The 14662-nt window shown below is 65.2% G+C and carries 20 protein-coding genes and 1 riboswitch; of the genes, 4 read left to right on the forward strand and 16 right to left on the reverse strand.

Features of this window, described 5'->3' with window-relative positions; translation table 11 throughout:
* Positions 1-6: 6 nt before the first annotated feature.
* The 12 genes from rpsC to ACZ5MC_RS21700 all read right to left on the reverse strand — a co-directional run bounded on the left by rpsC (position 7) and on the right by ACZ5MC_RS21700 (position 7886).
* The gene (gene rpsC / locus ACZ5MC_RS21645) at positions 7-654 is read right to left on the reverse strand and encodes a 30S ribosomal protein S3 (protein ID WP_306597988.1); all 648 of its coding nucleotides are present in this window, start codon (positions 652-654) and stop codon (positions 7-9) included.
* 3 nt (positions 655-657) lie between these two features.
* Positions 658-1005 (reverse strand): 50S ribosomal protein L22, encoded by a 348-nt coding sequence (rplV, locus tag ACZ5MC_RS21650; RefSeq protein ID WP_306597989.1) that lies wholly within the window; start codon positions 1003-1005, stop codon positions 658-660.
* A 1-nt stretch (position 1006) separates the two neighbouring features.
* Positions 1007-1291: a 30S ribosomal protein S19 gene (rpsS, locus tag ACZ5MC_RS21655; protein WP_306597990.1), complete on the reverse strand. Its 285-nt coding sequence runs from the start codon at positions 1289-1291 to the stop codon at positions 1007-1009.
* A 12-nt stretch (positions 1292-1303) separates the two neighbouring features.
* Positions 1304-2125: a 50S ribosomal protein L2 gene (gene rplB / locus ACZ5MC_RS21660; protein ID WP_306597991.1), complete on the reverse strand. Its 822-nt coding sequence runs from the start codon at positions 2123-2125 to the stop codon at positions 1304-1306.
* Positions 2126-2199: 74 nt separating this feature from the next.
* Positions 2200-2475: a 50S ribosomal protein L23 gene (locus ACZ5MC_RS21665; protein ID WP_306597992.1), complete on the reverse strand. Its 276-nt coding sequence runs from the start codon at positions 2473-2475 to the stop codon at positions 2200-2202.
* Positions 2472-3101, reverse strand: a complete 630-nt coding sequence (gene rplD, locus ACZ5MC_RS21670) for a 50S ribosomal protein L4 (protein ID WP_306597993.1) — start codon at positions 3099-3101, stop codon at positions 2472-2474. Before rplD ends, ACZ5MC_RS21665 begins: the two co-directional genes overlap by 4 nt.
* Before the next feature lies 1 nt (position 3102).
* Complete coding sequence (gene rplC, locus ACZ5MC_RS21675) at positions 3103-3729, reverse strand: 50S ribosomal protein L3 (protein ID WP_306597994.1); 627 nt, start codon at positions 3727-3729, stop codon at positions 3103-3105.
* Between the two features lie 15 nt (positions 3730-3744).
* Positions 3745-4071, reverse strand: coding sequence for a 30S ribosomal protein S10 (gene rpsJ / locus ACZ5MC_RS21680; RefSeq protein WP_306597995.1), 327 nt, complete (start codon positions 4069-4071; stop codon positions 3745-3747).
* Between the two features lie 269 nt (positions 4072-4340).
* Complete coding sequence (gene fusA / locus ACZ5MC_RS21685; RefSeq protein WP_306597996.1) at positions 4341-6449, reverse strand: elongation factor G; 2109 nt, start codon at positions 6447-6449, stop codon at positions 4341-4343.
* 112 nt (positions 6450-6561) lie between these two features.
* Positions 6562-7032 carry a 30S ribosomal protein S7 gene (rpsG, locus tag ACZ5MC_RS21690; RefSeq protein WP_306597997.1) on the reverse strand — a complete coding sequence of 157 codons (471 nt, stop codon included), beginning with the start codon at positions 7030-7032 and terminating at the stop codon, positions 6562-6564.
* A gap of 7 nt (positions 7033-7039) precedes the next feature.
* Positions 7040-7438: a 30S ribosomal protein S12 gene (rpsL, locus tag ACZ5MC_RS21695; RefSeq protein WP_306597998.1), complete on the reverse strand. Its 399-nt coding sequence runs from the start codon at positions 7436-7438 to the stop codon at positions 7040-7042.
* Between the two features lie 163 nt (positions 7439-7601).
* A complete protein-coding gene (locus tag ACZ5MC_RS21700; protein WP_306597999.1) occupies positions 7602-7886 on the reverse strand; it encodes an FmdB family zinc ribbon protein in 285 nt (94 codons plus the stop codon).
* Between the two features lie 56 nt (positions 7887-7942).
* On the opposite strand from ACZ5MC_RS21700, the gene rfaE2 reads away from it, so the two are divergent.
* A complete protein-coding gene (rfaE2, locus tag ACZ5MC_RS21705) occupies positions 7943-8431 on the forward strand; it encodes a D-glycero-beta-D-manno-heptose 1-phosphate adenylyltransferase (protein WP_306598000.1) in 489 nt (162 codons plus the stop codon).
* On the opposite strand, the gene ACZ5MC_RS21710 is transcribed toward rfaE2, so the two are convergent.
* The 3 genes from ACZ5MC_RS21710 to ACZ5MC_RS21720 form a co-directional block, all read right to left on the reverse strand.
* On the reverse strand, positions 8428-8727 hold the full coding sequence (locus ACZ5MC_RS21710) for a hypothetical protein (protein ID WP_306598001.1): 300 nt from the start codon (positions 8725-8727) through the stop codon (positions 8428-8430). The two genes, rfaE2 and ACZ5MC_RS21710, sit on opposite strands and share 4 nt — an antisense overlap.
* A complete protein-coding gene (locus tag ACZ5MC_RS21715) occupies positions 8727-9467 on the reverse strand; it encodes a nucleotidyl transferase AbiEii/AbiGii toxin family protein (protein WP_464516754.1) in 741 nt (246 codons plus the stop codon). The genes ACZ5MC_RS21710 and ACZ5MC_RS21715 overlap by 1 nt, the downstream gene beginning before the upstream one ends.
* Before the next feature lie 69 nt (positions 9468-9536).
* Positions 9537-10628: a tetratricopeptide repeat protein gene (locus tag ACZ5MC_RS21720; RefSeq protein ID WP_306598003.1), complete on the reverse strand. Its 1092-nt coding sequence runs from the start codon at positions 10626-10628 to the stop codon at positions 9537-9539.
* 108 nt (positions 10629-10736) lie between these two features.
* On the opposite strand from ACZ5MC_RS21720, the gene ACZ5MC_RS21725 reads away from it, so the two are divergent.
* The gene (locus tag ACZ5MC_RS21725; RefSeq protein WP_306598005.1) at positions 10737-11654 is read left to right on the forward strand and encodes a formyltransferase family protein; all 918 of its coding nucleotides are present in this window, start codon (positions 10737-10739) and stop codon (positions 11652-11654) included.
* On the forward strand, positions 11651-11938 hold the full coding sequence (locus tag ACZ5MC_RS21730) for a hypothetical protein (protein ID WP_306598006.1): 288 nt from the start codon (positions 11651-11653) through the stop codon (positions 11936-11938). Before ACZ5MC_RS21725 ends, ACZ5MC_RS21730 begins: the two co-directional genes overlap by 4 nt.
* Before the next feature lie 338 nt (positions 11939-12276).
* On the opposite strand, the gene gmd is transcribed toward ACZ5MC_RS21730, so the two are convergent.
* Entirely contained in the window at positions 12277-13269 is a 993-nt protein-coding gene (gene gmd / locus ACZ5MC_RS21735; protein ID WP_464516755.1) for a GDP-mannose 4,6-dehydratase, read from the reverse strand.
* 180 nt (positions 13270-13449) lie between these two features.
* On the opposite strand from gmd, the gene ACZ5MC_RS21740 reads away from it, so the two are divergent.
* Positions 13450-14484: an SPFH domain-containing protein gene (locus tag ACZ5MC_RS21740; protein WP_306598008.1), complete on the forward strand. Its 1035-nt coding sequence runs from the start codon at positions 13450-13452 to the stop codon at positions 14482-14484.
* A 51-nt stretch (positions 14485-14535) separates the two neighbouring features.
* A riboswitch (S-adenosyl-L-homocysteine riboswitch) is annotated at positions 14536-14618 on the forward strand.
* Positions 14619-14662: the final 44 nt, after the last annotated feature.

Consider the following 14662-nt stretch of genomic DNA (forward strand, 5'->3'; position numbering starts at 1 on the left):
GTTACCTCAGCGCTTCACGGTTTCGACGGCGGCTTCGGCGAGGTTGACCCACACCTTGACGCCGATGATGCCGTAGGTGGTGTTGGCCTCGGCAAAGCCGTAGTCAACGTTGGCCCGGATCGTCTGGAGGGGCATCTGGCCGGAGAGATAGTCCTCGGTGCGGGCGATCTCGGCACCGTTCAGACGACCGGAAACCTTGATCTTGAAACCCTTGGCGCCGAAGCGGATGGCGGCTTCCTCGGCCTTGCGCATGGCACGGCGGAAGGCGATGCGGCGCTCGAGCTGCTGGGCGACGCCCTCGGCCACGAGCTGCGCGTCGATCTCGGGCTTCTTGATCTCCTGGATGTCGACGCTCACGGGGCGCTTGAGCTTGGCCTGGAGCTCCTCGCGGAGCTTGTCGATCTCCGCGCCCTTGCGGCCGATGACGATGCCGGGGCGGGCGGTGAAGATGCGCACGGTCACCTTGTCGGCGGCGCGCTCGATGTCGATCTTGGACACCATGGCGTTCAGGCCGTGGAGCTGCTTCTTCAGTTCGCGGCGGAGCTTGAGATCCTCGTGGAGGAGGGTCGCGTACTCACGCTTGGAAAACCACTTGGAGTGCCAGTTCTTGTTGTGGACAAGACGGAATCCGTACGGATGAACTTTCTGACCCATGGTTTATTCCTCCCGGCCGAGTTGGAGCGTGATGTGGCAGGTGCGCTTCTGCACGCGGTAGGCCCGGCCCATGGGGGCGGGGCGGACACGCTTCATGCGGAAGCCCTCGTCCACGAAGGCGCTCTTGACGAAGAGCTCGTCGGGGTTGACGGCGGCATCCTTGTCGATGGCGTTGGCCACCGCGGAGTCCAGGATCTTCTTGATGTGGCCGGCGGCGTACTTCTTGGTGGAGGCCAGGATCCACTGGGCCTCGCCCACCTTCTTGCCGCGGATGAGATCGATCACGAGCCGGGCCTTCTGGGCGGAGCCGCGAAGGTGCCGGAGCGTGGCGGTGCTTACGATGGTCGTCATCTTACTTCCCCTTGGCCTTGGCGTCGGACTTGCCGGCGTGGCCCCTGAAGGTGCGGGTCAGGGAGAACTCCCCCAGCTTGTGGCCCACCATGTTGTCGGTGACGTAGACAGGGATGAACTTGTTGCCGTTGTGCACGGCGATGGTGAGGCCGATCATCGTGGGGACCACCGTGGAGCGCCGCGACCAGGTCTTGATGACCCGCTTGTCGTTGAGCTGCTGGGCGGTGTCCACCTTCTTCTGGAGGTGGGCATCGATGAACGGACCTTTTTTAAGCGAACGAGCCATTGACTACCCCTCCTAGTTGATCCGCTTGACGATGAATTTGGTGGTGCGCTTGTTGGAGCGCGTCTTGTAGCCGCGAGTCGGCTGGCCCCAGGGCGTCACGGGGTGACGGCCGCCGGAGGTGCGGCCTTCGCCGCCGCCGTGGGGGTGATCCACCGGGTTCATGACCACGCCGCGGACCGTCGGGCGAACGCCCAGCCAGATGCGACGGCCGGCCTTGCCCAGGGCGACGTTCTCGTGCTGCAGGTTGCCGACCTTGCCGATGGTGGCGTAGCACTCGAGGTGGATCTTGCGGATCTCGCCGGAGGGCATGCGCAGCTGGGCGTAGTCGACGTCCTTGGCCACCACCTGGGCGAAGGTGCCGGCGGCGCGGGCGATCTGCCCGCCCTTGCCGGGCTTCAGCTCAATGTTGTGGACTTCGGTGCCGAGCGGGATGTTCTTGATGGGCAGGGAATTGCCAACCAGGATGTCCGCGTTCTTGCCGGACAGGACGGTGCGGCCCACTTCCAGGCCGTCGGGGGCCAGGATGTAGCGCTTCTCGCCGTCGGCGTAGATCAGGAGCGCGATGCGGGCGGAGCGGTTGGGGTCGTACTCGATGGTGGCGACCCGGGCCGGAACGTCAGCCTTGTTGCGCTTGAAGTCGATGATGCGGTAGCGGCGCTTGTGGCCGCCGCCGATGTGGCGGGTGGTGATGCGGCCCGTGTTGGACCGGCCACCCGAACGGGTGCGGGTGCCGAGGAGGGTGCGCTCGGGGCGATCGGTGGTGATCTCCTCGAAGCCCTGCTTGGACATGCCCCGCTGACCGGGGGTCGTGGGTTTGAGCAGCTTGATGCTCATGATTATCCTCATGCCTCAAAGTGGCCGGGCGATAGTGGCATTTCTTGTCCGCCCGGCGAATGGATGAACGGTCGCTACTGCGCGGCCTCGGTGGCCTCGACCAGTTCGATATAGGCCTTCTTCTTGTTTCCGGTCGTGCCCATCCAACGGCCGAGACGCTTGCTCTTGCTGGGCATCTTGACGGTGCGGATGGACTTGACCTTCGCCTGGAGAAGGAGTTCGGCGGCTTCCTTGATCTGGTGCTTGGAGGCCCAGACGGCGACCTCGAAGACCTGGATGTTGGCCTCGCGCAGGAGCTGTCCCTTCTCGGTGAGGAGGGGCTTGCGGATCACTTCGAAAATCTTGGTCATGGCTTCACCACTTCCTGGAGGGCCAGAATGGCTTCCTTGGAGAAGACAACCTGGTCGAACTTCAGAAGGTCATAGACGTTGACGCCCAGGCTCTCGATGGTGTGGAGCTTGGGGTTGTTGCCCGCGGCAAGGGTCGCCTTGTCGGAGGTGCCGACCAGGAGGGCCGAACCGTCCACGCCCAGCTTGGTCAGGGTCGCGATGAGGGACTTGGTCTTGTGGGAATCCACAGCCCAGTTCTCGACGACCACCACCTGCCCGGAGGCGAACTTGGCGGAGAGGGCGTTCCGCAGGGCGGAACGGCGGGCCCGCTTGGGGAACGCGTAGTCGAAGCAGCGGGGGTTCGGACCGTGGGCCGTGCCGCCGCCCTTCCAGATGATGGAGCGGATGGAACCGACGCGGGCGCGACCGGTGCCCTTCTGCTTCCAAAGCTTGCGACCCGAACCGGAGACCTCGGACTTGTCCTTGGTCTTGGCGGTGCCGGCCCGGCGCCTGGCCAGGTGGTGCCGCACGGATTCCCAGATCAGGTGGTTGTTGATCTCTTCAAGCTTGAACACCTCGGCCATGAGCTCGACGGTGTCGACCTGCTTGTTTTCCAGGTTCAGAACGGGATGAGAGAAGACCGCCATGTTACGCCTCCTGCTTGATCACGACGTAGCCGCCCTTGGGGCCGGGAACGGCGCCTTTGATGAGCAGCAGGTTGTTCTCGGCGTCGACGCGGGCCACTTCCAGATTGCGGACGGTGACCTGCTCGGCGCCCATGTGGCCGCCCATGCGCATACCGGGCCACACACGGGAGGGGTAGGACGAGCCGCCGATGGAGCCGGGGGCGCGGTGGAACATGGAGCCGTGGGTCGCGCGGCCGCCCTTGAAGTGGTGGCGCTTCATGACGCCGGCGAAGCCCTTGCCCTTGCTGATGCCGGTGACGTGCACCTTCGCGCCGCCCTCGAACTCGCCAGCCAGGATGGAGTCGCCTTCCTTGAGCGTGTCGGTGGCGTCCACCTTCAGCTCGCGGAGCACCCGGACGGGGGCCACGCCGTGCTTCTCGCAGTGGCCCTTCTCGGGCTTGGAGGCGCGCTTGCCGCCGGCGGGATCCACAAACCCCACCTGCACGGCCTCGTAGCCGTCGCGGGCCACGGTCTTGCGCATCACGACCACGCACGGGCCGGCCTGGATTACGGTTACCGGGACAACCTGTCCCTTTTCATTGAAGATCTGGGTCATGCCCAGCTTCTTGCCGATGATTCCCTTGGTCATTATCGTCGCCTCCCTTTACCTGTTGCCCTGCCGGCTGAACACCTTGATCTCGACATCCACACCCGCCGGGAGGTCCAGGCGCATGAGGGTGTCCACGGTGTTCTGCGTGGGGTTCAGGATGTCGAGGAGCCGCTTGTGGGTGCGGATCTCGAACTGGTCGCGGCTCTTCTTGTCGACGTGGGGAGAGCGGTTGACGGTGTACTTCGACGTGCGCGTGGGAAGGGGGATGGGCCCCGCAACCTGCGCCCCGGTGCGCTTGGCAGTCTCCACGATTTCGCGGGTGGACTGGTCCAGCAGACGGTGGTCGAAGGCTCGCAGACGGATGCGAATATTGTCTTTCATCTTCACTCCAGTGGGACGGGTGTACCGTCCATAGACGTGGGGCGCTGACCGCCCATGGGTTTTGTTGTCCCGATAGCAGGGACAGGGCTAGTCAGAATAGCAAAAGCCATCGATTTCGCAATGGCTTTTTTTGATTTTCAAGGCTGCAGGGGAGGTTTCCCCCCCCGGCGAGCTTCGTATTTGGAGGTCTCGATCCATGGGATCTCGGGCGACCTCACCCCCGGATGGGGGCTGTGACTGCGTCCGGCGCCTAGACGCCCGGAATTCTGCTACTTGGTGCCGCGGACCTTGGCGATCACTTCTTCCGCCACGTTCCGGGGAGCCTCGTCGTAATGGCTGAACTGCATGGTGTAGTTGCCGCGGCCCTGGGTCATGCCGCGCAGGCTGGTGGAGTAGGCGAACATCTCGGCCAGGGGGACCTGGGCGGTGACGACCTTGACGCCGGCCCGGTCTTCCATGTTCTCGATGCGGCCGCGGCGGCTGTTCAGGTTGCCGATCACGTCGCCCATGTAGTCCTCGGGGACCACGACCTCGACGGCCATGATGGGCTCGAGCAGCACGGGGTTGGCCTTCTCGCAGCCGTTCTTGAAGCCCATGGAGCCGGCGATCTTGAACGCCATCTCGTTGGAGTCCACCTCGTGGTAGCTTCCGTCGTAGAGGGTGATCTTGATGTCCACGCAGGGGTAGCCGGCCAGGACGCCGGACTGCATGGCCTCCTGGATGCCCTGGTCGACGGGCTTGATGTATTCCTTGGGGATGACGCCGCCCTTGATGTCGTTGACGAACTCGTAGCCCTTGCCCTGCTCGTTGGGCTCGACGTAGATCTTGACGTGGCCGTACTGGCCGCGGCCACCGGACTGGCGCACGAACTTGCCTTCGGCTTCCACGCGCTTGCGGATGGTTTCGCGGTAGGCCACCATGGGCTTGCCCACGTTGGCTTCCACCTTGAACTCGCGCATCATGCGGTCGACGATGATCTCCAGGTGGAGCTCGCCCATGCCGGCGATGATGGTCTGGCCGGTCTCGGGGTCGGTCTTCACCTTGAAGGTGGGATCCTCCTGGGCCAGGCGGCTGAGGGCGATGCCCATCTTCTCCTGGTCGACCTTGGTCTTGGGCTCGATGGACACCTGGATGACGGGATCCGGGAAGTCCATGGACTCCAGGATCACGGGGTGGTTCTCGTCGCAGATGGTCTGCCCGGTGAGGACGTCCTTGAAGCCCACGGCGGCGCCGATGTCGCCCGTGCGGACCTCGTCGATGTCCTCGCGCTTGTTGGCGTGCATCTGGAGGAGGCGCCCGATGCGCTCGCGGCGGCCCTTGTTGGCGTTGTAGACGCCCGAGCCCGCGGCGAGGACGCCGGAGTAGACGCGGATGAAGGCGAGGCTGCCCACGAAGGGGTCGGCCATGATCTTGAAGATCAGGGCGCTGAAGGGCTCACTGTCCTTGGCCTGGCGCTCGATCGGGTTGCCGTCGAGGTCGTGGCCCTGGATGGCGGGCACGTCCAGGGGGCTGGGCATGTAGCTGACGACGCAGTCGAGCAGGGGCTGGACGCCCTTGTTCTTGAACGCCGAGCCGCAGCACATGGGGGTGAAGGCGAGGCTCAGGCAGCCCTTGCGGATGCCGGTGCGGATCTCGTCCTCGGTGAGGGTCTCGCCGCTGAGGTACTTGTCCATCAGGACGTCGTCGGTCTCGGCGACCATCTCGACCATCTTCTCGTGCCACTCGTTGGCGGTGTCGACCAGATCCTCGGGGATCTCGCCGTACTCCACCTCGAAGCCCTTGTCGCCCTCGCTGAAGGTCAGGCCCTTCATGAGGACCAGGTCGACCACGCCCTTGAAGTGCTCCTCGGCCCCGATGGGGATCTGGATGGGCATGGGCCGGGCCTTGATGCGGGTGCGCATCATCTCGCAGACGCGGAAGAAGTCGGCGCCGGGGCGGTCCATCTTGTTCACGAAGCCCAGGCGGGGCACGCCGTACTTGTCGGCCTGGCGCCACACGGTCTCGCTCTGGGGCTCGACGCCGCCGACGGCGCAGAACACCGCCACGGAACCGTCCAGCACGCGCAGGCTGCGCTCCACCTCGGCGGTGAAGTCCACGTGCCCGGGGGTGTCGATGATGTTGACGCGGTGCTCGATGTCCTTGAGGAAGCCCGTCTGGGCCGTCCAGGAGGCCGTGATGGCCGCGGAGGTGATGGTGATGCCGCGCTCCTGTTCCTGGACCATCCAGTCGGTGGTGGCCGCGCCCTCATGCACCTCGCCGATCTTGTGGATCTTGCCGGTGTAATAGAGGATACGCTCCGTCGTCGTGGTCTTGCCGGCATCGATGTGGGCCATGATGCCGATGTTTCGGTAGCGCTCGAGGGGAGTCGTGCGGGCCACGGGGGCCTCCTTCAGAGTTCAGAAATCAAATATCAGACGCGGGATCAACGTTCACTGTGCAAAAACGGGGGCCGATCCGTCATGATCGGCCCCGGTCATGCAGGTCCTGTACCTACCAGCGGAAGTGGGCGAAGGCCTTGTTGGCCTCGGCCATCTTGTGGACGTCGTCCTTCTTCTTCACGGAGGAACCGCGGAAGTTCATGGCGTCCAGGATCTCGCCGGCGAGCTTGTCGCGCATGGTGCGCTCGCCGCGGCCGGCGGAATAGGTCTTCAGCCAGCGCATCGCCAGGGACTGGCGGCGGCCCTGGGGGACCTCCACGGGAACCTGGTAGGTGGCGCCGCCGACGCGGCGGGACTTCACCTCGACGGAGGGCTTGATGTTGTTGAGGGCCTTCTGGAAGGCCTCGAGGGCCTCCTCGCCGGACTTCTTGGCCACGATCTCAAGCGCACCGTAGAGGATGCGCTCGGCGGTGGACTTCTTCCCGCGCTCCATCAGGACGTTGATGAACTTGGAGACGGTGAGGCTGTTGTAGACGGGATCCGGCAGGATTTCGCGCTTGGCGGGGCTGGAACGGCGGCTCATGTCTACCTCACTTCTTCTTGGCGGCGACGGCACCCGCCTTGGGGCGCTTGGCGCCGTACTTGGAACGGGACTGGTTGCGGCCGGCGACGCCGGTGGCATCCAGGGTGCCGCGGACCACGTGGTAGCGCACGCCCGGGAGATCCTTCACGCGACCGCCGCGGATGAGCACGATGCTGTGCTCCTGCAGGTTGTGGCCCACGCCGGGGATGTAGGTGGTGCACTCGATGCCGTTGGTGAGGCGCACGCGGGCCACCTTGCGGAGGGCCGAGTTCGGCTTCTTGGGCGTCGTGGTGAAGACCCGGGTGCACACGCCGCGCTTCTGCGGGCAGGCGTCCAGCGCCGGGCTCTTGGTCTTGTTCTCAAAGGTGCTCCGCCCCTGGCGGATCAGCTGATTGATGGTTGGCACACCATCCTCCTATGTTTTGGGCATGCAGCAAGGTATTCGCCGCTTGCCGGCGCCGGAGAGGTCATGCGGGATGACGTCGGGCGAAAATTCCACGGGCCCATGGGACCCGGGAATCTGAAATGTTACCGAAATTCAGGGAAATGTCCAGCCACAATCCCGATTTTCAGTTGTCCTTGGCCGGGGAATGGCAGGCGCAGCCTCCGGAGCAGCCCCCCTTGGGGGCGGCCGGGGCCTCCGAAGCGGCCTCCTTCTTCTCGGGGGCGGACCCGGAATAGCCCTGGGCATGCCACCCTCCGCCGGACAGGTTGAAGGCCGTCCGGGAGATCTGGCGCTTCATGCCCATGCCGGCCCCGCAGTGCTCGCAGGCGTGCTCGGTGGGGGCGGAAAACCCCTCCAGTTTTTCTTCCTTTTCGCCGCAGGTTTCGCAGCGGTATTCATACAGCGGCATGGCATCCTCTTGAAACCGGCCGTCGGCCGGAACTACCAGCTTACCCCAGGAATCCCATGACTTCACCCGCCCGCTACTTCACCGACGCCCAGTCCTTCCTCAGCGCCCACCCCAACCGGAACGGGAAACTCTGTTTTACCAACGGTTGCTTCGACCTGATCCACCCCGGCCACGTGCAGTACCTGGAGGACGCCCGGGCCCTGGGGGACTTCCTGGTGGTCGGCCTGAACTCCGACGCCTCCGTGGCCCGGCTCAAGGGGCCCTCCCGCCCCCTCCAGGACGAGGCCGCCCGGGCCCGGGTCCTCCTGGGCCTGCGCAGCGTGGACGCGGTGGTGCGCTTCGAGGAGGACACCCCCCTCGAGCTCATCACGGCCCTGCAGCCCGACATCCTCACCAAGGGCGGGGACTACACGCCCGAGACCGTGGTGGGGCGGGACGTGGTGGAGGCGCGGGGGGGGACCCTGGTCCTCATCCCGTTCCTGCCGGGGCACAGCACCAGCACCATCGTGGAGCGGATCAAGTCGGGGCGTGGGGTCCTGGCCTAGCTGAAGCGGCGGGCCGGAAGTGGCGGCACCGTCCCGTCCGGAGGGCATACCCCCAGGGCGTAGTGCCAGTAATGCCAGGACCGCTCGTTGAACCAGCCGGGTTCAGCGATTTCAAGCACCACCCGGAAGGAAGCTTCACCGATGGCTGCGAGGAGGGCCCGGGAATCGTCAAAATCTCCCATGTTCATGACCTGCGCGATAACCCGGTCGGGGCGGAGCATCGCCTCGGCGGGTGTCTCCCACCAGATGTAGCGACGGGCATCCTCGAAGAGCATTCGGCTCGCGGTCTGGTCCATCAGGCTTCTCCAGGTCCGAGCCGGGACGAGAGGATGGTCAGCGCCGGGATATCGATGACGGAGGCGGACTTCCTGACCAGGGATTCGCGCACATCAGCTGGCAGTCCACCCAGGTCCCCGTCGCCGAAGTAGGCCAGTGCCTTCAGCGCCTCGGAGGGCTGGAAGGTCTTGCCGTAAAGCGCCTTCCCAGCCGCGAGGCCTTCGTCGAGGCCCACACCCCGCCCGAGCATGGCATGGATGTCGAGATAGTCCTTCTTCTCCGCCCTCTGCTGAATGACCTTGAGCTTCGTCCCCATCAGATCCAGAAGCGAGGCCGCGACCACGACACCGTCGCTGGTCACGTCCGGAGTCCCCACCCGGCCCATGCTCCTTCCCCCGAAGAAGGAGACCTTCACGCCTTCTCCCGAACCCTCCTCCACAGCCACCAGCAGGGTGAGGGTATTGGGCGCCTCCTGGAGGACCTGGGACCTGCCGCCGAATGGGAGTGCCGCGATGACACCGGCATGCTCCAGCTGACGATCCGTGAAGAAGTCAAAATCCACGGATACCCGGTGCCCCAGGCGAAGGGAAATGGCCGTCCCTCCGTAGAGGACGAACCCCTGGTCCCGGAGCACCCGGAGGGCCGGCCACAGGGCACGTTGGTTGACGGGAAGGATCTGCAGCTCCGGCACGAAGGACCCGGCCTCGGGTCCGGCCGCCTTGTAGGGCTCCCCTTCACGCTTTGGACCACCGAACGTCATTCTCCGCCCTCTCGGGGTGCCGGCTGGACGCAACTCCCTTCAAGTATAGCCCCCCCTTCGGGATGGGCGTTAGCGCTCCACCTTTCCGCCCTTCATCCCCTGGATCCCCTCGATCTTGCTGTTGTAGCGCTCCTGCTCCGAGGGATCGGCGTACTTCTTCGCATCCTGCAGGCTCCGGATGGCCCCCTCCAGGTCACCCGCCGCCAGGCGCACCCGCGCGGCCAGCAGGAGGAAGTCCGGGTCCTTGGGCAGGATCCTGAGAGCGGACCGCATGCGGTTCTGGGCCTCGGCCACGTCCCCTTCCAGCAGCGCCTCCTCGGCGAGGTAGGCGTGGAAGTAGGGGTCCTTCTTGCGCACCGTCTCCCCCAGGGCGCGGAAGCGCTGGGCCTCCTCCACCCGCCCCGCGTTGCGCAGCAGGGCCTCCATGTTCCCGATGGGCGCCCCGTCGCGCTTGTCCAGCTCCATGGCGCGGCGGTAGGCCTCCTCGGCCTTGGCGGGATTGTCCATGGCGGCGTACACGACCCCAAGGATGTTCCAGCCGACGCTGGACTTGGGATCGGAATCCAGGGAGAGCTGGGCCTGCTCCCGGGCGGCGTCCAGGTCCCCGTCGGTGAGGCACTCCACGGCCCGGTTGCTGTAGAAGAGGGCCCGGAACCGGGTCTCGGGAAGGACGACGACCTTGTAGGTGCCGTAGCGCTTGCGCAGTTCCGGCACGAAGTCGGCGATGAGGTCGTTGTGGGGCGGGGCGGGGGTCAGGGCGACCACGTGCCGCTCGAAGCGGATGATCCCCCCGGCCTTGCGCCAGTGGTTCGTGTTCAGGGCCTCCGCGTATTCCTCGTGGATCCCCATGGCGCGGCAGGCCACCACGAAGAAGGCGGTCAGGGACAGGCAGTTGGCCCTGCCGTCGGTCCACACCTCGGCCACCGTGCGGGTGCGGGAGTTGTCGTAGACCAGGCCGATGCCGCCATCGGCGCGCTTCAGGAATAGCGTCTGGAGGAGGTCCTGCAGCTTGGTCTGGGTGGTGGGGGCGGAGCCCGTGGCCTTGAGGATGTAGGCCCTGGCCTCCGAGGGGAGGAAGAAGGGATCCGCCTGGGCGGGCGCCGTCTGGGCCTGGGAAACGATCCCCAGGAGGCCGGCGGCCAAGAACGTCCGAATGTCCATCAAACCCAAGCCCTCCGCCAACGACTTTACAGGAACGGAACCTCCTGGTTCAGAATACGGCAGGGAACGGTCCGGAGGTTAGAATGGACCGCCCCGGGAGGACAGCCCATGACCACAGCCATCGTTTGCGCCTATTCCTCCGTCGGCCACGAGGCCCTGGCCGGACTCCTGGAGGCCGGGATCAACGTACAGGCCCTCTTCACCTACCCCCAGCGCCCCGACGAGGCCTGGTTCACCCCGCCCGCGGCCCTGGCCCAGAAGCACGGCATCGCCGTGCACATGGAAAAGGACTTCAACAGCGACAAGGTTTACAAGACCGTGGCCGCCATGGCGCCGGACTTCCTCTTCAGCTTCTATTTCCGGGAGATGATCCACCAGCGGTACCTGGACCTGCCCAAGAAGGGCGCCTACAACCTCCACGGCTCCCTCCTGCCCGCCTACCGGGGCCGTGCCCCCATCAACTGGGTCCTGGTGAAGGGCGAGACGGCCACCGGCATCACGCTCCACTCCATGACCTCCCGGCCCGACGACGGCGACATCATCGGCCAGACCCCCCTGCCCATCGCCTGGGACGAGACGGCCCTCAGCCTCACCCTGCGCTCCGCCGCGGCCGCCAGGACCCTGGTCAAGGCCCTCGTCCCCGGCCTGGTGGACGGCACCGCCAAGCGGATCCCCCAGAAGGGCCTGGGCGCCTCCAGCTACTTCGGGGGCAGGGCCCCCGAGGACGGCCAGCTCGACCTCACCCATCCCCTCCACGAGGCCTTCAACCTCATCCGGGCCGTGGCCGATCCCTGGCCCAACGCCTTCCTGGAGACCCCCCGGGGGCTCCTGAAGGTGGCCTGGGCCCTTCCCTCGGCCTCCCCCTGCCCCCAGGGCCACTTCCGGGAAGGCCGGGAGGGGATCCTCCTGGGCTTCCGGGACGGCGCCCTGCGCCTCCACACCCTCCGCCGGGAGGGGGTCCGCAGCGAGCGCCCCTCGGTCCATGCCGCCTGGCTCAGGGAGCTGGGCATCCCCGAAGCCAAGTGAGGCCCCTCCTCGCCGCCCTCCTCCTCCTGGGGTCCGCGGCCCTGGCCCGCCCCGTGGGCACCGCCCGGGAGGCCCGGGCCATCGCCGAGCACGAGACCAGCGGCATCGCCGTCAGCGCCCGGAGGGTGCACCTGAACGGCGCCACCGGGGGGTGGGAGGTGGACCTGCGCATGCCGGGGGAGAGCCGCGGGTGGCGGTGCGTGGTGGACAGCGATACGCGCGCGGTGTTCACGAAGACGCGGATTCCCAATCCAGAGGTGCCGAGGGGGCGGAAAAAGCAGTGAAGGGATATTGACGCCCCTGAAAGGTTCTATAACCCGTCAGCAGGGTTGCGGCGAATCCGCCAAGGGGTCCCCGCTGACGATGCGGATCGGCAGGCCATCACCGGTTTGACCGGGAGATGCTGGAGCATCCCCAGGATTTCAACCCGGCTCCCATCCGCAACCCGATCCGAACGGCACGCCTCAAGGCAGGAATAAGCCAGGAGGACCTGGCTTCAGCCCATGGCATCAGCCAACCGGCACTTGCCTAGGGCCGAAAGCCCTGAAGGTGCGACCGGGAACAAAAGAGAGGCCCGGTATTCTTCTGTCCTGGGTTGCGGTGATGGGTGGGCCACCCGCCTTCAGCCCTCGGTCCTGATTTCGGTCCTTGCCAGTTCCAGGTCCGCCTCGACCATCATCTCGACCAGCGATGCGAAATCCATGGTCGGCTTCCAACCCAGAAGGTCCCGGGCCTTGGATGCGTCGCCCTCGATGTCGTCTACCTCTGAGGGCCGGAGGAAGCGAGGATCGGTATCGACGAATTCATGCCAATCCAGCCCAACCGTTGCAAAGGCCAGATCCAGAAACCCGCGGATTGAATTGGAGACCCCGGTGGCGATGACATAATCGTCAGGCTCCTCCTGCTGCAACATGCGCCACATGGCCTCAACATAATCCCCGGCGAAACCCCAGTCCCGCCTTGGCTCCAGGTTTCCAAGAGTCAAGCGATGTTCCAGGCCCAGCTTGATTCTAGCTGCTGCCCGGGTGATCTTTCGGGTCACGAAGTTCTCGCCCCGCCTGGGGCTCTCGTGATTGAAAAGGATCCCGTTGCATAGAAACAGCCCATAACTCTCCCGGTAGTTCACGACTTCGTGGTGCGCAGCTACTTTCGCGACGGCGTACGGCGAGCGCGGCTCGAACCTTGTTCCCTCGTTCTGGGGCGGTTTCGCCCTCCCGAACATCTCGCTGGAACCCGCCTGGTAGAACCGGGCAGCCTTCCCCCCATGCTTCAGGTGGAATCGGAGCGCCTCCAGGAATCTCAGGACGGCAGTTCCGTTCACCTCCATTGTGTATTCGGGCTGATCGAAGCTCACCCGCACATGGCTCTGCCCTCCGAGGTTGTAGATTTCATCCGGCTGTGCAAGATCAAGGATGTCCCGCAGGGACCCTGCGTCAGCAAGATCGCCGTAATGGAGGAAAAAATTCGGATTCGCCTTCCCACCCATGTGGAGGTGATCAATCCGGCTGGTGTTGAACGCCGAGGACCGCCGGACCATGCCGTGGACCTGATAGCCCTTCGAGAGGAGCAACTCCGCCAGGTAGCTTCCATCCTGGCCCGTGACGCCGGTGATCATCGCGGATCGTGAAGTGGGCATTCCTGCTCCTAGAGTTTGCTAGATGATAGTTGGCAAACGCTTCAATCCGGCCAAAAGAACCGCTTGGAGGGAAACCAGGGCGCCCCTCTCTCTACGCCCCAGAGTTCTTCTCCGCTCCTGGTATAATCCCTCGGCACCAAATGCCGCGAGGAGGCCTTTATGGCTTTTATGGACTGGGGCAAGGCCCAATTCATTGAAATCATCGAGTGGCTGGACGATTCAAATGACGTGCTGGCCTGGCGTTTCCCCGTGCGGAACCAGGAGATCAAGAACAACGCCCAGCTGGTGGTGCGGGAGAGCCAGGAGGCCACCTTCGTCCACGAGGGGCAGTTCGCCGACACCTTCACCCCCGGCACCCACACCCTCTCCACGAAGAACATGCCCATCCTGGCCGACCTCAAGGGCTGGAAGTACGGCTTCGAGAGCCCCTTCAAGTCGGAGGTCTACTTCACCAACACCCGGCTCTACAACGACCTGGGCTGGGGCACCTCCAACCCGATCATGATGCGGGACGCCGACTTCGGCATGCTGCGCATCCGCGCTTTCGGCATCTATTCCATCCGGGTGAAGGACTCCAAGAAGTTCCTCAAGGAGCTGGTGGGCACCAACGGCGTCTACACCAAGGACGACATCACCGAGCAGCTGCGCAAGAGCCTCATCAGCAAGTTCACCGACGCCCTGGGCGAGGCCAAGGTCCCCGCCCTGGACCTGGCAGCCCACTACGACGACCTCTCGGACCTGCTTCGCCAGAAGATGGACCCCGAATTCCAGACCATGGGCCTGGAGTGCTCCAAGCTCTTCATCGAGAACATCAGCCTCCCCGAGGAAGTCGAGGCCATGATGGACAAGCGAACCTCGGTGGGCATGATGGCCCCCGTGATGGGCGCCTACACCCAGATGCAGGTGGCCGATTCCGTGCCCCTGGCCGCACAGAACCCGGGCGGCATCGCCGGCATGGGCATGGGCCTGGGCATGGGCGTGGGCATGGGCAACATGATGGGCCAGCAGATGGGCGGCGCCATGGGTCAGATGGCCCAGGCCCCCTACCCCGCCGGCCAGGCCGCCCCGGCCCCGGCCAAGGGCATCAAGGAGGAGCTCACCGAACTCAAGGATCTCTTCGACAGCCAGCTCATCACCCAGGCCGAGTTTGATAAGCAGCGCAGCGCCATTCTTTCCAAGCACGGAATGGCCTGACCGCCCTGGAATGGCGTTGCCCCTCAAGGGATCGGCAAGGTAGGATCTAATGTCACCGAGGAGCGTTGCGAGCCGTCCCGTCCGGACGGCCTAGGCTCGGCGGCCTCCGTCCCGTCCAACGACGCTCACCCCGCGATCCCGCAAGGGCGCAGGGTGGGCATCCATCTCCATTCCACCA

The organism is Mesoterricola sp. JemC181 (genome assembly GCF_055384585.1).